At 68.1% G+C, this 23060-nt stretch carries 19 protein-coding genes; 10 read left to right on the top strand and 9 right to left on the bottom strand.

Going from position 1 to position 23060, the window contains the following annotated elements; genetic code table 11:
• Window positions 1-2 precede the first annotated feature (2 nt).
• Both ABIE04_RS06245 and ABIE04_RS06240 read right to left on the bottom strand, forming a co-directional pair.
• Entirely contained in the window at window positions 3-3599 is a 3597-nt protein-coding gene (locus ABIE04_RS06245; protein WP_354547688.1) for an ABC transporter permease/M1 family aminopeptidase, read from the bottom strand.
• A gap of 22 nt (window positions 3600-3621) precedes the next feature.
• The gene (locus ABIE04_RS06240; protein WP_354547687.1) at window positions 3622-4506 is read right to left on the bottom strand and encodes an ABC transporter ATP-binding protein; all 885 of its coding nucleotides are present in this window, start codon (window positions 4504-4506) and stop codon (window positions 3622-3624) included.
• Between the two features lie 227 nt (window positions 4507-4733).
• Here ABIE04_RS06240 and aceF point away from each other — a divergent pair, with 227 nt between their 5' ends.
• The 3 genes from aceF to dapB are packed head-to-tail and all read left to right on the top strand — an operon-like array spanning window position 4734 to window position 8776.
• Window positions 4734-6101: a dihydrolipoyllysine-residue acetyltransferase gene (gene aceF, locus ABIE04_RS06235; protein ID WP_436410354.1), complete on the top strand. Its 1368-nt coding sequence runs from the start codon at window positions 4734-4736 to the stop codon at window positions 6099-6101.
• A gap of 14 nt (window positions 6102-6115) precedes the next feature.
• Window positions 6116-7927 (top strand): dihydrolipoyl dehydrogenase, encoded by a 1812-nt coding sequence (gene lpdA, locus ABIE04_RS06230; protein WP_354547685.1) that lies wholly within the window; start codon window positions 6116-6118, stop codon window positions 7925-7927.
• A gap of 48 nt (window positions 7928-7975) precedes the next feature.
• Window positions 7976-8776, top strand: coding sequence for a 4-hydroxy-tetrahydrodipicolinate reductase (dapB, locus tag ABIE04_RS06225; RefSeq protein ID WP_354547684.1), 801 nt, complete (start codon window positions 7976-7978; stop codon window positions 8774-8776).
• Window positions 8777-8893: 117 nt separating this feature from the next.
• Here dapB and ABIE04_RS06220 read toward each other — a convergent pair whose 3' ends face one another.
• Entirely contained in the window at window positions 8894-9373 is a 480-nt protein-coding gene (locus tag ABIE04_RS06220; RefSeq protein ID WP_354547683.1) for a hypothetical protein, read from the bottom strand.
• Window positions 9370-9948, bottom strand: coding sequence for an RNA polymerase sigma factor (locus ABIE04_RS06215; RefSeq protein ID WP_354547682.1), 579 nt, complete (start codon window positions 9946-9948; stop codon window positions 9370-9372). The genes ABIE04_RS06220 and ABIE04_RS06215 overlap by 4 nt, the downstream gene beginning before the upstream one ends.
• 121 nt (window positions 9949-10069) lie before the next feature.
• On the opposite strand from ABIE04_RS06215, the gene ABIE04_RS06210 reads away from it, so the two are divergent.
• Both ABIE04_RS06210 and ABIE04_RS06205 read left to right on the top strand, forming a co-directional pair.
• Window positions 10070-10396, top strand: coding sequence for a hypothetical protein (locus ABIE04_RS06210; RefSeq protein WP_354547681.1), 327 nt, complete (start codon window positions 10070-10072; stop codon window positions 10394-10396).
• 60 nt (window positions 10397-10456) lie between these two features.
• Window positions 10457-11083 (top strand): trimeric intracellular cation channel family protein, encoded by a 627-nt coding sequence (locus ABIE04_RS06205; RefSeq protein WP_354547680.1) that lies wholly within the window; start codon window positions 10457-10459, stop codon window positions 11081-11083.
• A 15-nt stretch (window positions 11084-11098) separates the two neighbouring features.
• Here the strand turns inward: ABIE04_RS06205 and dinB are convergent, their stop codons facing one another.
• From dinB to ABIE04_RS06190, 3 genes are all read right to left on the bottom strand, one after another.
• On the bottom strand, window positions 11099-12175 hold the full coding sequence (dinB, locus tag ABIE04_RS06200; protein WP_354547679.1) for a DNA polymerase IV: 1077 nt from the start codon (window positions 12173-12175) through the stop codon (window positions 11099-11101).
• Window positions 12176-12241: 66 nt separating this feature from the next.
• A complete protein-coding gene (locus ABIE04_RS06195; RefSeq protein WP_354547678.1) occupies window positions 12242-13144 on the bottom strand; it encodes a UPF0104 family protein in 903 nt (300 codons plus the stop codon).
• Between the two features lie 35 nt (window positions 13145-13179).
• Window positions 13180-14073: an ATP-grasp domain-containing protein gene (locus ABIE04_RS06190; protein ID WP_354547677.1), complete on the bottom strand. Its 894-nt coding sequence runs from the start codon at window positions 14071-14073 to the stop codon at window positions 13180-13182.
• Between the two features lie 126 nt (window positions 14074-14199).
• Here ABIE04_RS06190 and ABIE04_RS06185 point away from each other — a divergent pair, with 126 nt between their 5' ends.
• From ABIE04_RS06185 to ABIE04_RS06165, 5 genes are all read left to right on the top strand, one after another.
• Window positions 14200-15534: an APC family permease gene (locus ABIE04_RS06185; protein ID WP_354547676.1), complete on the top strand. Its 1335-nt coding sequence runs from the start codon at window positions 14200-14202 to the stop codon at window positions 15532-15534.
• 306 nt (window positions 15535-15840) lie between these two features.
• The gene (gltS, locus tag ABIE04_RS06180; protein ID WP_354547675.1) at window positions 15841-17049 is read left to right on the top strand and encodes a sodium/glutamate symporter; all 1209 of its coding nucleotides are present in this window, start codon (window positions 15841-15843) and stop codon (window positions 17047-17049) included.
• A gap of 82 nt (window positions 17050-17131) precedes the next feature.
• On the top strand, window positions 17132-17293 hold the full coding sequence (locus tag ABIE04_RS06175) for a hypothetical protein (RefSeq protein WP_354547674.1): 162 nt from the start codon (window positions 17132-17134) through the stop codon (window positions 17291-17293).
• A gap of 35 nt (window positions 17294-17328) precedes the next feature.
• Window positions 17329-18585: an FAD-dependent oxidoreductase gene (locus tag ABIE04_RS06170; RefSeq protein ID WP_354547673.1), complete on the top strand. Its 1257-nt coding sequence runs from the start codon at window positions 17329-17331 to the stop codon at window positions 18583-18585.
• 118 nt (window positions 18586-18703) lie between these two features.
• Window positions 18704-20842, top strand: coding sequence for a beta-agarase (locus ABIE04_RS06165; RefSeq protein WP_354547672.1), 2139 nt, complete (start codon window positions 18704-18706; stop codon window positions 20840-20842).
• 27 nt (window positions 20843-20869) lie between these two features.
• Here the strand turns inward: ABIE04_RS06165 and ABIE04_RS06160 are convergent, their stop codons facing one another.
• Both ABIE04_RS06160 and ABIE04_RS06155 read right to left on the bottom strand, forming a co-directional pair.
• The gene (locus ABIE04_RS06160) at window positions 20870-21496 is read right to left on the bottom strand and encodes a cold shock and DUF1294 domain-containing protein (protein ID WP_354547671.1); all 627 of its coding nucleotides are present in this window, start codon (window positions 21494-21496) and stop codon (window positions 20870-20872) included.
• A gap of 122 nt (window positions 21497-21618) precedes the next feature.
• On the bottom strand, window positions 21619-23001 hold the full coding sequence (locus tag ABIE04_RS06155) for a DNA polymerase Y family protein (protein WP_354547670.1): 1383 nt from the start codon (window positions 22999-23001) through the stop codon (window positions 21619-21621).
• Between the last annotated feature and the right edge of the window lie 59 nt (window positions 23002-23060).

Genomic DNA, 23060 nt, shown 5'->3' with positions numbered 1-23060 from the left:
ATCTACGGTACCGTCACCGCGTGGCGGTTGTCGCTGGACACCTTGTCGATCAGTTCGTTGTAGGGATCGATGCCGGCCAGCGCGGGCTTGCCGTCGACGGTCACGGTGATCGTGCTGTCGCCGTCGGGCAGCAGGCGCTTTTCCAGGTACAGCGGCTTGCCGTCCTCGCCGTTGCCCGGCGGAGCGGCGAACACGCCGACCTCGATCGGGATGTCCGGCTTCGCCGCGGTTTCCTTGCCGGTGCCGTCGACGTGGACCTTGCCGGCGTGCACCTGCAGGGTCACTTCGTACTTGCCGTTCGGCAGCTTCTTCGCGGTGGCGTCGGTGAGGCGGTTGTCGAACAGGGTGATCTTCCAGAAGAAGTCGTCCAGCAGCGGCTGCCACTTCGGGTCGAGCGCCTTGCCCAGCGCGCCCACGAATTCCTGCGAGGTGGTGTACGGCGGCTGCTGGAAACCCTTGTCGATCAGGAACTGCTTCAGTACCGCGTTCAGCACGCCTTCGCCGACGTAGTCCTGCAGCGCGTAGAACACCAGCGAGCCTTTCTTGTAGTGGATGTATTGCTGGTTCTCGACCTTCGCCAGCGGTTCCTCGGCCAGCTTTTCGGTGGCGCGTCCTGCCAGATAGCCGTCCAGTTCGTACTTCAGGAACTTGTGCATCTGGTTGGCGCCGTACTTCTGCTTCATCACCATCAGAGCGGAGTATTGCGCCAGCGATTCGCTGAGCATGGTCGAGCCCTGCATGTTCGCGCCGACCACCCGGTGCGCCCACCATTGGTGCGCCACTTCGTGCGCGGTGACGTAGTAGGGGTAGTCGATCCGGCTCTTGTCGCGCAGGTCGGCGATGAAGCCCAGTGCCTCGGAAAACGCGATGGTGTTGGGGAAGGACTGCGCGAAGCCGTAGTAGTTGGGCACTTCGGCGATGCGCAGCTGGCGGAACTGGTAGGGCGTGTAATGCGTGTCGTAGTACGCCAGCGCGTCCCGCGCACCCTCGATCATGCGGTCCACGTTCCAGGCGTGGGCGGGGTTGTAGTACACGGCGATGGTGGTGCCGTGGTCGTCCACGCGCTTCACCGCCCAGCGCGCCGACATCCACGCAGCGAAGTTCAGCATAGGGTGCTGCCCGCCGTCATGAAGCGTGGTGTAGTGGAAATAATGCCGGCCGCCGGCGATCCATTCCTTCTGCAGCACGCCGGGCGCCAGCGCGATCTGGTCGGCGGCGGTGGAGACCGTGGTGTCGAAGTCGATCCAGTCGGAGTCGTTGCTGATGTAGGTGTTGGCGCGCGCCTTCTGGTCGCCCAGCGGAGGCATGCGCGGCACGTCCAGCGGCAGGCCGTATTTGCGGCGGTCGTTGCGGTCGACGAGCTGGTTCTGCGGTTGGTAGCCGAACTGCGGCAGCACGCCGCTGTTGAAGAACGTGCCGTTGTGGGCGAGGAACTTGCCGTCGGGTTCGTTGGTGAAGCCCTTCGGCGCATAAGCGATGTCGAAGTCGAACGGCATCGACGCGCCCGGCGCCAGCGGCGTCCTCAATTTGTAGATGATGAAGCCGAGGCGCTTGTCGTCGCTCACCGTGTCGCGCGGCGCGAAATCCAGCGAATTCACCGTGAAGTCGGTGTCGAAGTTCACGTACAGCGTGTCGATCGGCGCCGTGGTCCTGTTGACCAGCGTGTAGTGGCCGTGGATCTCCAGCCGGCGCCGGTAGGGGTGGATGTCCACCTCAGTGCGTACCGAGGTGATGCGCGGCTGCGGTGCGTCGAGGTATTTCGCGTACCGCTTCTCGTAGTCGGCGCGCTCCCGTTTTTCCGCGGTGCCGCTGCGATAGTGGTTGAGCACGTTGGTGTTGTAGTAGATCCAGAGGCCGCTGCCCGCGAAGGCCAGCAGCGCCAGCCCCAGCGTGATATGCGACGGTCCGCGGAACCGCGCGCGTGCCTCGCGCCACCGCTCACGCCACGACTGCCCGGTGCCGCGCACCCAGAACAGCGCCGCCAGCACCAGCAGCGCGATGGCGCAGCTCGCCCAGTAGAAGTCGAACCACAGCGCGGCCTTGAGGAAATGGCCGAAGCCGTTGAGGTCCGAATACGGCGTGGAGGGCGCGGCGGCGTAGTTGTAGAGGTTGTGGTCCCAGTGCAGCAGCGGGAAAGCGATCTGGCAGACGAACCACAGCACGGTCAGCAGATAGCCGAGGAAGCGGTTGTTGGACATCACCTGCAGGAACAGCGCCAGCACCGCCAGCAGCGCGAACGGAATCGCCTGCAACGCCAAAGTGCCCAGGTACAGGCCCGGCTCGATGTGCGTATAGCCGTGGGCCAGCTGCCAGCCGATGCCGAACACCGCGCCGCAGGCGAGGAACGCCACGATCACCGCCAGCAAGGCGCCCAGTTTCGCCGCCAGCGGCACCCAGTCCCGCAGCGGGAATGCGTCGCTGACCTCGGCGCTGCGTTGCATGCGCTCGCGCCAGACCAGCTCGCCGGCGTAGAACATCACGATGATGTACAGCAGCCACTGCAGGGCGCCCTGTGACATCTCCAGCACGCTGTGCGTCACCGGCCAGGTGGCGGTGCCGTAGATGCGCCCGGACAGCGCCAGGCTGAAGGCGAGGTTGACCAGGCCGAACACCAGCATCACCAGGAACGGCACGCCGCGCAGCACGCTCCAGGTGTCGAACACCAGCAGGTGGCGCAGCTGGACCCATTGCGCGCGCCCATCAGTCGCCAGCCGCGCCGCCGGCAGCGTCGGCGCGGCGCCGGCGGTGGGGCGCAGGATCGGCGGCTCTGCGCGCCGCGTGCGCCGGTGCCACTGCAGGCCCTCGCGGTCGGTGCGGAACAGCGCGAACGCGGCGCCGGTGAGCACCACCGCGATGCCGGTCCACAGCAGCCGGTTGAACAGCAGCAGGCCGTCCAGCGCTGGCAACTGTCGGTTGAGCTGATCCGCCGACCAGTAGCGCGTGACAATCTGCAGGGTGCGGTTGCCGAATGGGTCGAGGATCGCGGCCAGTGCGTGGTGGTTGACGTCCTGGGTCAGCAGCTTGGCCACCGAGAGCAACACGATGAACGCGATCACGCCGATCAGCGTGGCCAGCAGCGAGCGGGTGGCGGTGGCGAGCAGGAACAGCAATGCCGCGATGAACAGCAGGTTCGGCAGCAGCATCACGCCGAACGCCCAGGCGTAGCCGCGCCAGTCCGGCGGCCCCAGCCGCGCCGCCTCGATCCACGGCATGCTGCCGCCCGCCGCCAGCCCCAGCGCGCACAGCAGCATGATCGCCACCATCACCAGATAGCCCGCCGCGAAGCGCCCGCCAAGATAGGCGCGCTTGCGCACCGGCGTGGCGAACATCAGCTCGGCGGTGCCATGGTCGAAGTCGCGCAGGGCCGCGCCGGCCACGAAGGCGGCCGCCAGCAGCAGGCACAGCGGCGCGAGGTTGTCGAGCAGCCGCACGATCACCAGCGGCGCGTTACGCAGCACGTTGCCGCTGGCGCCGCCGACGATCACCGCGTCGGTGCTGGCGAACGCGAAGGCCAGCGCAGCGAACACCGCGGCGATGATCCAGAACAGCGGCGCCTTCAGTTGCTGGCGCAGTTCGAAGTGGAGGATTTCGGAAAACATCGGTCGTCCTAGCCGGCGGCGGTCAGGCGGCTTGCACCGTCGCCTGCGCGCGCAGGCGGCCGAAGTAGACGTCTTCCAGGTCGGGTACGACGGGTTCGAAACCTTCTTCCGGCAGCGCGTCGGCCAGCACGTGCAGCAGGGTGCGGCCGCCGGCGAGGCGGGTGGACAGGATGTTCATGCGGGCGCGGTAGCCGTCCAGTTCGGCCTTGTCGATCGTGCGTCGCCACACGCGGCCGTCCAGCGAACGGATCGCCTCGACCGGCTCGCCGCTGAGCAGCACCTGGCCCTGGCCGATGATCGCCATGCGCGAGCACAGGTCGGTGACGTCCTCGACGATGTGGGTAGACAGGATCACCACCACCCGCTCGCCGATCTCGGCCAGCAGGTTGAGGAAGCGGTTGCGTTCTTCCGGGTCGAGACCCGCGGTGGGTTCGTCGACGATCACCAGGCGCGGGTCGCCGATCAGCGCCTGCGCGATGCCGAAGCGCTGGCGCATGCCGCCGGAGTAAGTGCCGAGCTTGCGCTTGCGCACGTCCCACAGGTTCACCTGGCGCAGCAGCGACTCGACCAGCTCGCGCCGCTCGCCCTTCACCGTGACGCCCTTGAGCACGGCGAAGTGCTCCAGCATCGCCTCGGCCGAGACCTTCGGGTACACGCCGAACTCCTGCGGCAGGTAGCCGAGCAGGCGGCGGGTGGCCTGCTTGTCGGCGAGCAGGTCCATCTCGTCCAGCTTGATCGTGCCTGCGTCCGGGTCCTGCAGCGTGGCGATGGTGCGCATCAGCGACGACTTGCCCGCGCCGTTCGGGCCGAGCAGGCCGAACATGCCGTTGGGAATGTCCAGCGACACGCCACGCAGCGCCTTCACGCCGTTGGCGTAGGTTTTCGACAGGTCGCGTATCGTCAGCATGGGTGTCTTCCGGCGCCGCCCGCGCGGCCTGAGCATGCGGATCAGCCTAAGGCATGGATCGGGGCTGCGCGTGCGCTCAAGGTCATGCATACGCATGCGCATGGTGGCCGGAAAATCGGCGGAATCACCCGATCCGGGCATACGGATCGGGCGTGCCTTCGTTATGATTGAGGTCTTGTATGCGACCGCCATCCCCGAGCGGCACGCCATCGCCAGCAGGAGTCACCATGGCCGACCTCAAAGAAGCCCGCGTTCCCGATATCGGCCACGCAGACGTTCCCGTCATCGAAGTGCTGGTCAAGGCCGGCGACCGGGTGGAGAAGGAACAGAGCCTGATCACGCTGGAATCGGACAAGGCGACCATGGAAGTGCCCGCGCCGTTCGCCGGCACGGTGAAGGAAGTGAAGCTGAAGGTCGGCGACGAGGTTTCCGAGGGCGCGGTGATCGCCATCATCGAAACCGACGGCGCAGCAGTCTCCGCGCCCCCCTCTCCCGCTCCGGGAGAGGGCAGGGGTGAGGGTGCGCCCGAAGCGGTGAAGCCGCCCGCTCCAACCCCGCCTCCCGCCGAGCCGAAGCCTATGCCGATCGCCGGCCAGGGCGTGCAGCCGGGCAACGTGCCCGAAGGCGACGTGCCGCCGCAGGTACGCCCGCCGATGGATGCCCGCATCGTGATGCCCGGCGACGCGCCGTACGCGAGCCCGGCGATCCGCGCGTTCGCGCGCGAGCTGGGCGTGGACATCCAGCAGGTGAAGGGCAGCGGCCGCGGCGGCCGCATCCAGCGCGAGGACGTCAGCGCCTACGTGAAGCACGCGCTCGCCTCCGGCGCGCGCCCGGTGGCCGGCGCCGCCGCTTCGGTGGGCGGGTTGAACCTGCTGCCGTGGCCGAAGGTCGACTTCGCCAAGTTCGGCGAGATCGAGGAGAAGCCGCTGTCGCGCATCCAGAAGATCTCCGGCGCGAACCTGGCGCGCAACTGGGTGATGATCCCGCATGTCACCCAGCACGAGGACGCCGACATCACCGAGATGGAGGCATTCCGCAAGCAGCTGGGCGCCGAGAACAAGGACCTGAAGATCAGCCCGCTGGTGTTTCAGATCAAAGCGGTGGTGGCCGCGCTGAAGGCGTTCCCGCAGTTCAACGCCTCGCTCGACGAATCCGGCGAGAAGCTGATCCTGAAGAAATACTTCCATATCGGCATCGCGGTGGACACGCCCGACGGCCTGGTGGTGCCGGTGCTGCGCGATTGCGACAAGAAAGGCCTGCTCGACCTGGCGCGCGAGCTGGGCGAGATATCGAAGAAGGCGCGCGACAAGAAGCTCGGCCCGGCGGAGATGTCCGGCGGCTGCTTCTCGATCAGCTCGCTCGGCGGCATCGGCGGCACCTACTTCACGCCGATCGTCAACGCGCCGGAAGTGGCCATCCTCGGCGTCTCCAAGTCGGTGATGAAGCCGCTGTGGAACGGCAAGGAATTCGCGCCGCGGCTGGTGCTTCCCTTGTCGCTCAGCTATGACCATCGGGTGATCGACGGCGCGCTCGCCGCGCGCTTCGCCAGCTTCCTCGCCAACCAGCTCGGCGACATCCGCCGGCTGCTGCTCTGACGGAGGCGATGACGATGGCGAACACGATCGAAATCAAGGTTCCCGACATCGGCGGCCACGACAACGTGCCGGTGATCGAAGTGCTGGTGAAAGCCGGCGACACCGTGGCGAAGGAGCAGAGCCTGATCACGCTGGAGTCGGACAAGGCGACCATGGAGATTCCCTCCAGCGCCGCCGGCGTGATCAAGGAGCTGAAGCTCAAGGTGGGCGACGAGGTTTCCGAGGGTGCGGTGATCGCCGTGCTGGAAGTGGCGGGTGATGCCGCGACGCCGGAAGCCGAGGCGCCCAAGCCGGCTGCGCCGGCAGCATCCACGCCGGCCGCCGTTCCGGCGGCTACCCCTCCCCAACCCTCCCCTGCCAGTAGGGCAGGGAGTGCGCCGGCGCCGCAGGCCGCGGGTGCCTCCGGCCGCAAGGCCGATATCGAATGCAAGCTGGTCGTGCTCGGCTCCGGTCCCGGCGGCTATACCGCCGCGTTCCGCGCCGCCGACCTCGGCGTCGACACCGTGCTGGTGGAACGCTACGCCAGCCTCGGCGGCGTCTGCCTCAACGTGGGCTGCATCCCGTCCAAGGCGCTGCTGCACGCCGCGGCGGTGATCGACGAGGCCGAGGCGATGGCCGCGCACGGCGTCAGCTTCGGTGCGCCCAAGATCGACATCGACAAGCTGCGCAGCTTCAAGGGCAAGGTGGTCGGTCAGCTCACCGGCGGCCTCGCCACGATGGCGAAGCAGCGCAAGGTGCGCACGCTCGAAGGCAGCGGCGCCTTCGTGTCGCCGAATGAAATGGAAGTCCAGACGAAGGATGGCGTGAAGCTGGTCCGTTTCGAGCACGCGATCATCGCGGCCGGCTCGCAATCGGTGAAGTTGCCATCGTTCCCGTGGGACGACGAGCGCATCGTCGACTCCACCGGCGCGCTGGAGCTGCGCGACGTGCCGAAGCAACTGCTGGTGGTCGGCGGCGGCATCATCGGCCTGGAAATGGCCACCGTGTATGCCGCACTGGGCAGCGAAGTGACCGTGGTCGAGTTCATGGACCAGCTCATCCCCGGCGCCGACGCCGACCTGATCCGGCCGCTGGCCAAGCGCCTGGGCGGCAAGCTCAAGGGCGTGCACCTGAAGACCAAGGTGGTCGAGGCGAAGGCGACGAAGAAAGGCATCGAGGTCAGCTACGAAGGCGACAGCATCCCCGCGACCACGCTGTTCGACCGCGTGCTGGTGTCGGTGGGCCGTTCGCCGAACGGCGGCAAGATCGGCGCGGACAAGGCCGGCATTGCGGTCACCGAGCGCGGCTTCATCAACGTCGATTCGCAGATGCGCACCAACGTGCCGCACATCTTCGCCATCGGCGATCTGGTCGGCCAGCCGATGCTGGCGCACAAGGCCACGCACGAGGCGAAGGTCGCCGCGGAAGTGGTGGCCGGCATGAAGAGCCACTTCGACGCGCGGGTGATCCCGTCGGTCGCCTACACCGATCCGGAAATCGCCTGGGTCGGCGTGACCGAGCGCGAGGCGAAGGAGAAGGGCCTGAAGGTCGGCGTGGGCAAGTTCCCGTGGGCCGCCAGCGGCCGCGCGATCGGCATCGACCGCACCGAGGGCTTCACCAAGCTGATCTTCGACGAGGAAACCCACCGCATCGTCGGCGGCGGCATCGTCGGCGTGCATGCCGGCGACCTGATCTCCGAACTCGCCCTGGCGATCGAGATGGGCAGCGAGGCCGCCGACATCGGCCTCACCATCCACCCGCATCCCACGCTCAGCGAGTCGATCGGCATGGCGGCGGAAGCGTACGAAGGCACGATCACCGATCTGTACATGCCGAAGAAGAAGTGAACGCCGCGCTGCGCTCCGTCGCGGCACACGCACGACGAGGAGGTGGCCATGTCGCTGAAGGTATGTCTTGCCGGCGCCACCGGCTGGGCCGGCTCCGAGCTGGCGCGCGGTATCGCCGCCAGCGCGGATCTGGAGCTGGTCGCCGCGGTATCGCGTCGGCATGCCGGCCGGCCGCTGGGCGCAGCGCTGGGTGATGCCGGCATCGTCACGCCGGTGTTCGCCACGGCGGGCGAGGCACTGGCCACGCCCTGCGACGTGTTCGTCGAATACACCCATCCCGACACCGCCAAGGCGAACATCCTCGCCGCGCTGGCGCATGGCGCGCACGTGGTGGTCGGCACGTCGGGCCTCACCGACGAGGATTACGCGCAGATCGACGCGGCCGCCCGCGAACACCAGCGTGGCGTGCTGGCCTGCGGCAATTTCGCGCTCACCGCGGTGCTGCTGATCAAGTTCGCCGAGATGGCGGCGAAGCTCATCTCGCAGTGGGAGATCATCGACTACGCCAGCGCGGGCAAACCGGATGCGCCCAGCGGCACCGTGCGCGAGCTGGCCGGGCGCATGGGCCGGGTGCGCCAGCCGCAGTTGGAGGTGCCGCTGGAGCGGACCGTCGGCATGCGTGAGACGCGCGGCGGCACGCTGGCTGGCAGCCAGGTGCATGCGCTGCGCCTGCCGGGTTTCGTGATCGGCGCCGAGGCGATCTTCGGCATGCCGGACCAGACCCTGACGATCCGCCACAACGCCGGCAGCAGCGCGAAGCCCTACGTGGACGGTGCGTTGCTGGCGATCCGCAAGGTGTCCGGCCTGGTTGGCGTGCATCGCGGGCTGGATGCGGTGCTGGAGCTGTAGCGAAGGGTCTTGGTAGGGCGGACAGTGTCCGCCGGCTTTTCAAGAGAACTGGCAAGAGCGGCGGACAGTGTCCGCCCTGCGCGGCTGTGCCTGCACGCTGCGTGCAAGAAGCAGGCGTCAGCCCATATTCCCCTCGGCATGCCGCTGCCACAGCCCCAGCAGCCACGATGCGCCGAGGCAGCCGGCCAGCGCCAGCAGCCAGCGGGTGGTCGGTGCGTGCGGGGTCGGCAGGAGCGTGACGAACGACGGCAGCCACGCGTCGCCGTAGATCGCCACCACCACGCCAGTGACGACGGCCAGGACAATGGCCAGCGCCAGCATCAGCGCGAATTCGAAACGCGTACCGGATGCCGCTCGCCGATCCGGGCGGGCGGCAACCTGCGCGGCCAGCTGTCGCGCGAAGTCCGCCGGCAACGCATCCGGCAACGGTTCGCGCAGGGCCCGCGCGAGCAGGCGGTAGCGCCGGCTGCGCGCGTCGTCGCCGGCCGGGTCGAGCTGCAGGCGCTCGCGCCGCATGGCGTTCTCCTGCGCCAGCCATTCGCGCTCGTGCGCGGCGTCGTCGAAGGGAGGGATGGGGTCGTCGATGTGCTGGATCATGCTGCAACTCCGGTTCGCGCCTCGAGCGCGCCGCGCAGGCGCAAACGTGAGCGGAACAAGTGGCTCTTGATGGTGCCGCTGGCCATCCCGGTGATCCGCGCGATCTCCGGGATGGTCGTCTCCTCGAGGTAATACAACGTCAGCAGCGTGCGCTGCAACGGCGGCAACTGCTCGATCGCCGCGTGCAGGTGCCGCTGGGTCTCCTCGTCCGCGCAGGCCGCCTCCAGGTCGAAGCCGTCGCCGATGTTTTCCACCAGCGCGCCGTCGTTGTCGTCGTCGCCATGATCGACCAGCGGGATGCGCTTGTGCTGCAGGTGGCGCAAGGCGATGGTGTAGGCGACGCGGCCGATCCACGATTTCAGCGCGCTCTCGTAACGGTACTGGTGCAGGCACTGGTGCACACGCAGGAAGGTGTCCTGGCACAGCTCGCGCGCGTCCTCCGGGTTGCGCACCATGCGCTGGATGATGTGCCAGCACAGTCCCTGGTACTCGCGCACGAGCCGTTCGAACGCGCCCGGCCGGTTGGCCAGCACGGCGTCGACCAGCTCGCGGTCGGGGCTGCGGGTGTCATCCATGGCGCAAGGGATACGCGCAAGCGGGCAACGGTTGCAAGCATGTGGCTGCAACCGTTGCCCGGCCGCCGGTATCCATGCCCACGAAGGTTCCGCATTCCGCGTCCGCCACAAGGAGAAATACATGAACTTCGGCATACTGATTCCGATCTCGCTGTTCGTCTGCATCACCTATGCCATCAAGGTGTGCGTGGATGCGATGGTGCGCCGGCACATGGTCAATGCCGGCGGCTCGGAGGAATTGGTCAATTCGTTGCTGCGCGACGAGGAGCTGCGCCGGCGCCATTCCTCGCTGCGCTGGGGCATCGTGATGCTGTCGGTGGCGCTCGGCTTCGGCCTGATCCAGTGGTTCGGCTGGCAGGAGGTCACGCCCGGCATGGTTGCCGTGCTGGCCGGCGCTACCGGCCTGGGCAACCTGGCGTCCTTCGCGATCTCGCGAAAGCTCGGCTGAAGCTGGTTCAATAGCGGGTATCTGCCGCGTCGTCGGCATACCCGCGAGTGAGCCGGCCGCATGAACGAACAACTGCTGTTCAACCTGGTGGACCTGGCCGGCACGTTCGCGTTCGCGATCAGCGGCGCGACCGCGGCACGTCGCTGCAATCTCGACCTGTTCGGCATCCTGGCGGTCGCCTTCATCACCGCCTGCGGTGGCGGCATCGCGCGCGACCTGTGCATCGGCGCGATCCCGCCGGCGGGACTGTCCGACTGGCGTTACCTGCTCACCGCGATGGTCGCCGCCTTGCTCACGATCGTGGCGTACCGGTGGGTGGAGCGGCTGACCTACCCGGTGCGCCTGTTCGACGCGATGGGGCTGGGCCTGTTCGCGGTGTACGGCGCGCACAAGGCACTGCTGTTCGGCCACAACGCCGAGGTGGCGATCCTGCTCGGCATGGTGACCGCGATCGGCGGCGGCATGGCGCGCGACGTGCTGCTGGCGCGCGTGTCGGTCGTATTGCAGAAGGAAATCTATGCGCTGGCCGCGTTCGCCGGCGCCGCGCTGACGGTGATCGGCGAGCGTTACCACTGGCCGGCGGTGTGGGCGACCTGGCTGCCGATCCTGTTCTGTTTCGGGCTGCGCTTCCTGTCGCTGCATTATCACTGGAACCTGCCGCGCTTTGGCCGCGACCGCCAGGTGTGACGCGCCGCGCCGCGGTCAGTCGAACAGGTCCGTCTGCGCCTGGTAGCTATCCTGCTCGACGAAGCCGGCCAGGCCCACACCCACCAGGCGGTAGCGGCTGTCGGCGGGGCGCTCGACCCGTTCGCGCAATGCGCAGGCGATGTCGGCCAGTGCGTTCGCCGACAATGGCCGCTGTGCCGGGGTGAGGCTGCGCGTCAGCGTGTGGAAGTCCGCGGTCTTCAGTTTCAGCACGACGGTGCGCGCCACCCGCCCGTGCTCACGCTGGTGGCCGGCCCAGGCCTTGTCGGCGAGCCGGCGGATGTGCGGTTCGAGTTCGTCGAGCCGCAGGTCGTGCTCGAACGTGTCCTCGGCGGAGACCTGCAGGGTGAGGCGCTCCGGCTGCACCGGATGCTCGTCGATGCCGTGCGCCAGTTCGTGCAGGCGCCGGCCCCAGCGGCCGAAGCGCTGCTCCAGTTCCGCCTGCGCGAACGCGCGCAGTTCGCCCACGGTGGCGATGCCGAGCACGGCCAGCTTCGCCTCCATCACCTTGCCCACGCCGGGCAGGCGGCCGACCGGCAACGGGGTGAGGAACGCCTCGACCTGCTGCGGGCGCACCACGAACAGGCCGTCGGGCTTGCGGAAATCCGAGGCGATCTTGGCCAGGAACTTGTTCGGCGCCACGCCGGCCGACGCGGTGAGTTGCGTCTCCTCGCGGATCGCCGCGCGGATCGCCTCGGCGGTGGCGGTGGCCGAGGGCAGCCCGCTCAGCGTGCTGGTGACGTCGAGGTAGGCCTCGTCCAGCGACAGCGGCTCGATCAGCTCGGTGTGCCGCGCGAAGATCTCGCGCACCTGCCGCGACACCGCCTTGTAGCGCACGAAATCCGGCGGCACGAAGATCAGCTGCGGGCACAGCCGCTCGGCGCGGATCGCCGGCATCGCCGAGCGCACGCCGAACACGCGCGCCTCGTAGCTGGCCGCGCACACCACCGAGCGCGCGCCGCGCCAGGCCACCGCCACCGGCTTGCCGCGCAGCGAGGGGTCGTCGCGCTGCTCCACCGACGCGTAGAACGCGTCCATGTCGACGTGGAGAATCTTGCGCGGAGCGGAGGACAAGCGCGTGGCCGGGCCAGTGGGGACCGGGCCATTCTAGCGAGCGCCACGCACGGTGCCGAACCGGGTTCAGCGATGCCGGCGCAGGCGCCACTCGAACACGGCCAGCGCGGCGCCGGCCAGCACGAACGGCAGCGCGGTGTAGGTCAGCCGGTAGCACAGGATCGCGGCGAGCAGGTCGGCGCGCGCCTGCGGCGGAAACGACGCCAGCATGATCGTCTCGAACACGCCCAGCCCGCCCGGCGCATGGCTGACGATGCCCGCAAGCACGGCGGCCACGTAGATCGGCAGAAAATCCACGAACGGCGGCGCGGACGCCGCCGGCAGCAGCACGTACAGCGCGCCGAGCGCGGCCAGCATCTCCACCCCGCCGACCAGCATCTGCGCGGCGGCGATGCGCGCGCTCGGCAGCGCCAAGGTCCAGCGCCCCAGCGCGAGCGTGCGCAGGCGCATGAGCCAGACGACCAGGGCGACCAGCAACAGCAGCAACGCCGCGCCCGGCCAGCGTCCCCAGCCCTGCGTGATCGCCGGTTGCCAGCACAGCGCGCCGGTGATCACCACGGTGAAACCCAGTCCCACGCCGAACCCGGCCAGCGCCACGATGCGCGCGATGTCGCTGGCGCCGAGTCCGGCCGTGGCATAGATGCGGTAGCGCAGCGCGGTGCCGGTGATCGCATGGAAGCCCAGCGTGTTCGAGATGCCCTGGGTGACCGCGCCGGCGAAGGCGGCCAGCTTCGCCGGGATGCGCTCGCGCACCACCGTACGTGCCGCCAGCACATCGAACATCGCCAGCATCGTCAGGCTGAGCAGCGCCGCGCCGGCCGAACCCGCGATGCGCCAACCCGGCAACTGCGACCAGGCCGTCGCCACGTCGCGCCAGGCGAGGTGGGTGACGTAGCGATGCAGCAGCCACAGCGCCAGCCCGAACGCCGCCAGCGAGCCCAGCCACGACAGCAGGTGCAGCCAGCGCACGGACGACCCCGGCGGAGCGTGCGGGTTCGACATGCTCAGCGGGCGTCCGCCAGCGTAGCCGGCGACAGTCGGGCGGCCACGTCCCGTGCCAGGCGCTCGGCTGCCGCCGGGTGGGCGGCCAGGTGCAGGAACGGTTCGATTAGCTCCAGCTCCATCACCAGGAAACGCCCGCCGCTGACCACGCCGTCGACGCGCACGTAGGCGTGGCCGGCATGGCCGATCGCGGCCACTGCCGCCAGCGCACGGTCGGCCGCAGCCAGGATGGCGGCATCGGGTTGCGCCGGCTCGGCGCTGCCGCCGTACTCGCCCTGCACGCGGTAGTCGCCGGCGGCCGGGCGCTTGATCACCGCATGGCTGAATTCGCCGGCGAAATACAGCAGCGACCATTCGCCGTCGCTGACCACCTCCGGCACGAACGGCTGCACCAGGTAGTTGCAGTCGCGCGGCAGTTGCGCCACCGCGGCGGCGAACGCCGCGTCGCCGATCGTGCCGCGCAGCGTGTGCCAGGCGCTGCCGCTGATGCTCGGCTTGATCACCACCGACTGTCCCGGCATCGCCGCCAGCACGCCGGGCAGCGCGGCCGTACTGGCCAACCGGGTGGGAATGATCGCCACGCCGTGTTGGGCGAGTTCGAGCAGGTAGCGCTTGTCGCTGTTCCAGCGCAGCAGCGCGCTGTCGTTGATGGTGGGGATGCCGAGGCGATCGAGCCGGTCCAGCCAGTCGAGGAAGGCCGCGTGGTGCTTGAAATAGTCCCAGATGGTGCGGATCAGCACCGCGTCGAACGCCGACCAGTCCACTGCCGGGTCGTTCCACACGCAGACCACGGGCGGGACACCCAGGCGCTCCAGCGAAGCGGCGAGGTGCGCGTCGTCGGGCTGGATCGACGGATGGTCGGCGGACGTGGCGATGGCGAGCCGGTGACTGGGCATGATGGTCTGCAGGCATGGGTGGGGCTGGCCTGCGACGATATCGCATGCGCGGCATCGCTGGAGATGCATGCGCCACATGTCATGCGGTACTGGTGGAAACCCCTGCCGCAATGGCAAGGTAGGCGGATGCTGACCGAACCCGCCAATGCCTATGCCCGTCGCCTGAGTACCTGGGACGCCGCGATGATCGTCATCGGCGGCGTGATCGGGGCGGGCATCTTCCTCACGCCGGCCACGGTGGCGCGCAACACGTCGTCGGGCACCGAGGTGCTGATCCTGTGGGCGATCGGCGGCCTGCTGACCCTGGCCGGCGTGCTGTGCTACGCCGAACTGGGCGCGCGGCGGCCGCAGGCCGGCGGCATCTACGTCTATCTGCGCGAGGCGTTCGGGCTGCTGCCGGCGTTCCTGTTCGGCTGGACCATGGCGCTGATCAACTACCCCGGCAGCGTGGCGGCGGTGGCGACGATGTTCGCCGAGTACCTGTGCGCCGCGCTCGGGCTGTCGCCGCTGCTGTACGTGAAGCCGGTGGCGGTGGGCGCGATCGTGTTCATCGTGGGCGTGAACCTGTTCGGCATCCGCGCCGGCGCGTGGATGCAGAACGTGTTCACCGTGCTGAAGCTGGCCGCGATCGCCTTGCTGGTGATCGCCGGGCTGGTACTGGCGCGCGGCCAGCTGGGACCGGTGCTGGTGGTGGACGCGGCACCGCCCGTGTCGCCGTGGTCGTTCGTCGGCGCGCTGCTGCCGGTGCTGTTTACCTACGGCGGCTTCCACTACCTCAACGACCTCGCCGGCGAAGTGCGCAATCCGCAACGCACGCTGCCGCGCGCGCTGGGCATGGGCATGGCCGGCGTGGTGATCTGCTACCTGCTGGCCAACTTCGCCTATCTGGCCGGGCTGGGCCACGCCGGCCTCGCCGCCAGCCAGGCGCCGGCGGCGGACCTGATGCGCCGGCTGTTCGGCGAGCATGGCGCCACGGTGATCGCGGTGGGCATCGCCTGCTCCACCTTCGGCTACTGCAGCATCGCGATCGCCGGCGGCGCGCGGGTGCTGCAGACGATGGGCGCGGACGGCGTGTTCTTCCGCGCCGCGGGCCACGTCGACCTGCGCACGCGCGCGCCGCAGATCGCGCTGGCCCTGCTCGGCGCCTGGGCGGTGGTGCTGACCCTGTCCGGCAGCTTCAACCAGCTGCTCAACTACACCACGGTGGGCGAGTGGCTGGGCCACGTGTTCGGCATCGGCACGCTGTTCTGGTACCGCAAGCATTTCATCGATCAGCCGGCGCCGTACCAGGTGCCGTTCTACCCGCTGCTGCCGCTGGTCTTCGTGATCACCGTGTTCGGCGTGATCGTGGCCAGCGCGATCCACGCGCCGGGCGACGCCGGCATGAGCCTGCTGATCATTGCGCTCGGCGTGCCGGTGTATTACGGCTGGCGCTGGCTGGAAGGGCGCAGGGCGGTCTGAACGGCATCGTCCGGACATGTGTTGCCGCACATAGCCTGCGGTTGTGGAACCTGCACCCATTGGCAGTGGCATGTCACCGGCACAACCGATACGGTGGTCGGTGCGTTGCCCGATTTTTCACCCACGCGGAATCACGACAGCCAGGGGACACACCATGCCCACCATGACTGCCCACCGACGACGGTCCGCGATCGATCTGTTGTCCAGCCGCCGCAACGGTGCTGCTCCGTTGTCGCTGGCGGCCCGCCAGGCGGTGGCCGGCGATCGGCACTTCCGCGGCCGTCAAGCGCTGGGGGAAATCGTCACATGATCCAACTGCAACTGGATGCCGTGGAAACCCTGGCCTTCGGCGGCGTGGTGCTGTTCGCTGGTTACGCCTTGTGCCGGCTGATCCCCGTGCTGGGCCGCTACAACATTCCCGAGCCGGTGGTCGGTGGCCTGGTGATGGCCTTGATCGCGCTGGTGGCGTATCGCTTCGATACCACCCTGGTCGCGTTCGACACCAGTTTGCAGCAACCGCTGATGGTGGCGTTCTTCACCACGGTGGGCGTCAATGCCAGCCTGGCGCTGTTGCGCGTCAGCGGCCGCCAGGTGATGGTTTTTCTGGCGCTGGCCAGCGTATTCGCGGTACTGCAGAACCTGCTGGGCATCAGCGTTGCGAGCGCGTTCGGCCTGCATCCGCTGTTCGGCGTGCTGGCCGGTTCCACCACGCTGACCGGCGGCCCGGCGACCGGGCTGGCGTTTGCGCCGCTGTTCGAGCAGGCCGGTGTGGCGGGCGCGGAGTCGATCGCGATCAGCTCGGCGATGGCCGGCATCATCTGCGGCGGCGTGATCGGCGGCCCGGTGATCACCCTGCTGATCCGGCGCTTCAAACTTCGCCCCGAAAGCGGTGTCGCGGGCGTGTCCGGTGGTGGGGCTGCCACGTTGCAGGCCGAGGAACCGCAAGACGACGCCGGGCGCGAGTTCGCCGCGCTCAAGAGCATCGTGATCATCCTGATCGCGATGTGGGCCGGCTCCTGGGTCGGGCAGGGTTTCGCGGCGCTGGGGCTGACCCTGCCGGCGTACATCGGCGCGATGCTGGTGGGCGCGCTGATCCGCAATATCGACGACTACACCGGCTGGATCGGCTTGTCCGTGCGCAGCACCGACGTGATCGGCAATGTCGCCCTGGCGATGTTCCTTGCGGTGGCGCTGATGAACCTGCGCCTGTGGGAACTCGCGGGTCTGGCGCTGCCGCTGATGGTCAATCTCGCCCTGCAGATCGTGCTGGTGGTGCTGTTCTGCATCCCGGTGTTTCGCCTGATGGGCCGCGACTATGATGCGGCGGTCATGGGCGGCGGTTTCATCGGCTTCATGCTGGGCACCACCGCCAATGCGATGGCGGTGATGCGCACGCTGGTGGAGCGCTACGGCGCGGCGCCGCGGGCGTTCCTGGTGGCACCGCTGGTCGGCGCGTTCTTCATCGATTTCACCAATGCGCTGATCATCACCGGGTTCCTGAATCTCTGGGAATGAACGGCCGGACCATAACTGCAGGTTAATCCATGCCGACATAAAGCGATGTGGCAACGGAGGGCTTGCCCGCTAGGCTAGGCGCATGCCCGACAGCGCCCACATTCGCCCCTCGCGTCATGCGTTTTTCCGGCCGGCGCCGATGCTGTTCGTGACGGCGATGATGCCGAAGGCCGTTGCGTACGGCATGCACGCGCGGTGCGCCGACCCGGGGCGCGAAGACAGCGTGCGTTCGCCACAACGATGACCGCGCAGACGCCACCCGAATCCGCGGGGCCTTCCGTGACGACGACGATCGATCCGGTGCCGGCGACGTTCGTGCCCGACGAGCGCACGATGGATGTCACCGTGCTGGGTGCGGGCGTGGTCGGCGTGGCCACCGCCTACGCGGCGGCGCGCCGCGGCCTGTCGGTACGCCTGGTCGATCGCGCGAGCGGTCCTGCACTGGGCACCTCGTTCGCCAACGGCGCGCAGCTGAGCTATGTCTACACCGACGCGCTGGGCAGCCCGGCGCTGTGGAAACACTTGCCGCAGCTTTTGCTGGGACTCGACCCGGTGTTCCGCATGCATTGGCTGTTCGATCCGGATTCGCTGAAGTGGGGGCTGGCGTTTCTGCGCAACACGACGGCATCGCGCTTTCGCGAGAACACCCTGGCCGTGCTCGAGCTGGCGATGGAATCGAAGTCGGCGATGGACGCGCTGCTGCAGCGGCATCGCATCGAGTTCAGCCATTCGGCGCCCGGCAAGATGCACCTGTACCACGACGCCGGCGCGCTGCGCCGGGCGGAGGCGATCGCCGCCATCAAGCAGCGGCATGGCGTGGTGCAGCAGGTGCTGTCGCCGCGCGAGGCGGCGGCGGTCGAGCCGGCGCTGGAAGGCGTCACGGGCCTGGTCGGGGTGATGCATTCGCCGCAGGAGGAAGTGGGCGATCCGCATCGCTTCTGCGTCGAGCTGCTGCGCGTGCTGCGCGAGCGTTACGGCGTGCAAGCGTGTTTCGAAACCGATATCGATGATCTTGTGCGCGAGCCGGATGCGATCACGCTCGCCACCCGCGACGGCCGCCGGTTGCGCTCGCGGCAGCTGGTGGTGTGCGCAGGAGTGGAGTCGACGCGGCTGGCGCACAGGCTGGGTATCCGCATGCCGCTGATGCCGATGAAGGGATATTCCTTCACCACCCGCTGCGGTCCGCACACGCCGGTCACCAGCATCACCGACACCACGCGCAAGCTGGTGTTCTGCCGCCTCGGCGACCAGCTGCGGGTGGCCGGCCTGGCCGAACTGGGCGTGCGCGATATCGCGGTGGATCCCGAGCGCAGCGACCTGCTGGTGGCCCTGGCGCGCGAATCGCTGCCCGCCGCCGCGAACTATGACGCCATCGAAAGCCGCTGGGCCGGGTTGCGCCCGATGACACCGTCATCGATGCCGATCATGCGCCAGGTGCAGGACGGCATCGTGTTCAACGTCGGCCATGGCATGCTGGGGTGGACGCTCGCCATGGGCGCGGGCGAGCGGGCTGCCGCGCTGCTGGCGCAGCGCTGACTACACGGTACCGCCGCGTGCGTTGCGAAAAATCCGTGGACGCTCGCGCGCATGCATCGCGATGGCTGCGCTTCACCTTCGCGCGCCATACTCGGCCTTTCAACGAAGGTCGCGGATCATGAAACGGATCGTCTTCGCCGGTTGCCTGAGCCTGCTCGCATTGGGCGGTTGTCATGCGGATGCGCCGGTGGCGTCGATCGACCTGGCCGCGCCCGCGTCGACGGCGCCTGTCACGCTGGATCACGTGCGCCGCGATGGCGCACCGCAGGCGGTCGCCGGTTTCACCCTGCAGCGCTACACCTTCGAAGCGGCCGCCGCGCCGACGCTGACGGTGACACCGGCGCGTGCATGGTCCGCTGGCGACGAGCTGCGCGTGCAGGTGCAGAACGCGATGCCGTGGGCGGTCACGCTGACCGTCGACATCGACGGCGCGAGCCCGGACCAGTACCTGCGCGCGCAGGTCGGCCTCCCGGCCGGCCCGGCGCAGATGCTGGTGATTCCCCTGCACGCAGCGAGCCCACGCGCCATGGGCATGCAGGCTGCGCCGCCGATGCCGTTCGACGACCACGGCCGGGCCATCCTGTTCGCCACCACGGTGGAAGGCACGCTCGATCCGCCTGCGGTGCGCACGCTGCGGTTCGGCATCCCGGCGCCGCAGGCTGCGCAGGCCCTGCTGCTGGGACGCGTCGAGGCGGTATCCGGCCAGGCCCTGCAGCAAGCTGCCTACAGCGGCATCGTCGACCGTTACGGCCAGGCCAGCCGCGCCCGCTGGCCGGAGAAAATCGATTCCGATGCGGCCTTGCGCGCCGTGCATGCTAACGAACGGGCAGCACTCGAGAAGGCGAAGGCAGCGCCGCAAGGGATGGATGCATACGGCGGACGTCTGGACGTCCAAAGTCTTGCCAGGACCGGCTGGTTCCACGCGCAGAAGCAGGGTGGCCGCTGGCAACTGGTGACACCCGACGGCCACGCGTTCTTCTCGCTCGGCGTCAACGCCGTGACGGCCGACGGCGGGCGCAGCTATGTCGAGGGCCGCGAGTTCATGTTCCGGGACCTGCCGCCGGACAGCGGCGAGTGGGCGGCGTTCTACGGCCGTGGCGACAATCGCAGCGGGGACCAGGGCGCCAGCCAGGGCATCGGTTACAACCACGGCCGCTGGTTCGATTTCTATGCGGCGAACCTGTATCGCGTCGATGGCAAACACTGGCTGGCCGCGTGGCGCGCACGCACGTTGCAGCGGCTGCGGGCCTGGGGTTTCAACACCATCGGCAACTGGAGCGACGACGCGCTGGGCCAGGCGCACCGGCTGCCGTATACGCGCTCGATCAACATCGCCGGCGACTACGCCAACGTCGCCAGCGGCTACGACTACTGGGGTCGCATGCCCGATCCGTTCGACCCGCGTTTCGCGCGGGCCGCCGAGCAGGCAGTGACCAAGGCGAGCGCCGGCGTGCGCGACGATCCCTGGCTGCTCGGCTACTTCGCCGACAACGAACTGGCCTGGGCCGGCACCGGCCCGCAAGGCCGCTGGGGTCTGGCGCTGGGCACGCTGGCCGGCGACACGAAGAGCCCGGCCAAGCAGGCCTTCATCGCGCTTCTGCGCCAGCAGTACGCGGCGCCGGAAACACTGGCCGCGGCGTGGGGCATCGCACTCACCTCATGGGATGCGCTGAACGTCACCGGCTTCGCTGCGCCCGCGCCGAACGAAGCGCACCCGGCGATCGCCCGCGACTACAGCGCCTGGCTGCGGCGCTACGCCGACACCTATTTCCGCACCGTGGCCGAAGCCATCCGCCGCCACGACCCGCACCACCTGTTCCTCGGCGGCCGCTTCGCCGTGAATACCCCCGAAGCCGTCGCCGCCTGCGCCGAGTACTGCGACGTGGTTAGCTTCAACGTCTACGCCGACCTGCCCCAGCACGGCTTCGACGCCACCGCGATGCACGCGCTGGACAAACCGGTGCTGATCAGCGAATTCCACTTCGGTTCGGACGACCGCGGCCCGTTCGGCAAGGGCGTGGTTTCAGTGTGGAACGAACAGCAGCGTGGCGAGGCCTACGCAAAGTTCATCGCCGCCGCGGCAAGCGATCCGAACATCGTCGGCGCGCATTGGTTCCAGTACACCGACCAGCCGGTGACCGGCCGCCTGCTCGATGGCGAGAACAGCCATATCGGATTGGTGGGGATTACGGATATTCCGTTTGGTGGTTTTGTCGAGGCTGTGCGTGATGCGAACTTGCGCGTCAGAAGTCAGTGAACAATGTGTGCTCGCGTGAATGAAATGTCAGCCGCCCATCATGGTTTCAAACATGGCGTGATTGATGGCGGTGGCCTTGCCATCTGCAAGCAACCACGCGAGCGCCACGCAGTTCAGTGTGGCGGTAACCCAGAAGACGAACTGGAATTCAGCCTTTCTGGATTTGTGGTGAAAGACATCTTGTGCGAACAAGGCGCCGGGCCATCCACCCAAAAGCCCGGCAAAGTGCAGCGTGCTTTCCTGAGTGCGCCAGCGGTTGTTTACAGCAGCAGACTTATCGATGCCATACATGGCAAAGGTGAGGACACTCATTGCGCCATAGATAAGCAGGATGATTGTCGGGATCCTGGAGAGAAACCAGCCGATCACCAATGCTACGAGAAATAATGTAGCAATGGCCTTTCTCGGCCAGCCGCTGCGCCGGCTGATGCGCTTTTCTTGTTGCGGAGTGACGAGTCGAATGGCTGCGGCATTGAAGCGGCCTCGCCCATCCTTTCGCGGCTCGTAGGAAATGAGTTGGCCCGAGACTGGACGCGGTGATGGGCGCTCAAACGCCTTGATGTGGACAAAGGCTCGATCGCCACCACCGTTGGGTGTCACGAAGCCAAAGCCCTTATCGTCATTCCAGTCGGTAATACGCCCAACGTATCGCATGTTGTCCTTGTGGCTAGCGCTTGCCAGACCCCGCGTCGAGGATTACGCATCGGGATGGTCGATGTTTCTTGATGACTCCGTCAAGCGGACAAATCTGGATATTTCACAAAGAGTGTCGCGAATCAGCCTTTCCGGTCACCACGCTCCCGCCGCCGATGCTCACCCTCGGCGATTGCCTTGAAGCGGTTCATCGTCTGCAGCCACAAAGGATCGTGGCTGGCATCGCTCTCGTGCGTGGCCTCGTTCTCGCTCTTCGTATCGGGCACGCGGTTGAACGGAATGCGCATCGGCGCGGCGTCGTGTTCCAGCGCGAGCTGCATGCTGCCGAAGTAGAGTTTGTTGTAGCCGAACTTCGCGTTGATGCGGTCGACCAATGCATCAATACGGCCGGCGTCGACGCGACCGGTGTCTTGCGTGGACGCGAACAGCGAGCCGCTGCTTTGCGTGCGTGGCACCAGGCGCATCAGGGTCACGCTGACCGAGAGCGGGGTGGCGTTCACCGGGCCGGGCAGTGGGCGGCGGCGATTGCCGCTGTCGAGCATGCCGTTGAGCAGGCGCAGCAGTTCGCGGCTGTCGTCGGTGGGGTCGAAGGCGAGGTCGCGTTCCCAGCGCTGGTCGTGGCCGATGAAGCGGATGCGTACGGCCATGGCGCCACCGAGCATTTCCTCGCGGCGCATGCGCATCGCCGCCTTCACCAGCAGCTTCTTCAGTACGGCGCGGGCGCCGGCGGGCGTGCGCAGTTCCGGGCCCAGCACGTGCGAGTGGCCGATCGAGCCGCGTTCGGTGGGCGCGCTGGGCAGCCAGGCGCCACGTAGCAGGCCCCACATGCACTCGCCTTCGATGCCGCCCCAGGCGCGGCGCAGCACCAGCTTCGAGGCGGCGGTGAGCTGGGCCACGCTGGTGATGCCGGCTTCGTGCAGGCGCGCTTCCATCGACGGGCCGATGCCGCACAGGTCGCGCAAAGCCAGCCTGTGAAGTGCATGTGGCAGGTCGGCCAGTTCGATCACGGTGAGGCCGTCGGGCTTCTTCATGTCCGAGGCGGTCTTGGCCAGGAAATCGTTCGGCGCGATGCCGATCGAGCAGCGGATCGCGCCGCCGGGCGCGGCCAGCGCGATCTCGTGCTTCACTTGCCGCGCGATTTCCTCGGCGACCTCGCGCCGACGCTGGCGGCCGACCAGTTCGCAGGCCACTTCGTCGATCGAGCCGACCCGGCCTACCGGAATCGCGTGGTTGATCGCCTCCATCAGCCGGTGATGCCAGGCCACGTAGCGTTCCGGCCGCGCGACGCGGATCTGGATGTCGGGGCAGCGCCGCCGTGCCTCGCGCACCATGGTGCCGGTGCCCACGCCGAACGCCTTGGCCTCGTAGCTGGCGGCGATCAGGCTGGTGGTTTCGGCCGCCACCGGCGCCACGCCGACCGGACGGCCGCGCAGGCCCGGCTCCTCGTGCTGCTCGACCGAGGCGAAGTAGCTGTTGAAGTCGACGAACAGGCTGCGCAGGCTCATCACGTGTCTCGCATGGCGGTTCGATGATATAGCGCGGGCGGATCTCGCCGCGGGAGACG

The organism is Rhodanobacter soli, assembly GCF_040548735.1.
GTDB classification, from domain to species: Bacteria; Pseudomonadota; Gammaproteobacteria; order Xanthomonadales; family Rhodanobacteraceae; genus Rhodanobacter; species Rhodanobacter soli_A.
This window is presented reverse-complemented; position numbering and strand designations above follow the sequence as displayed.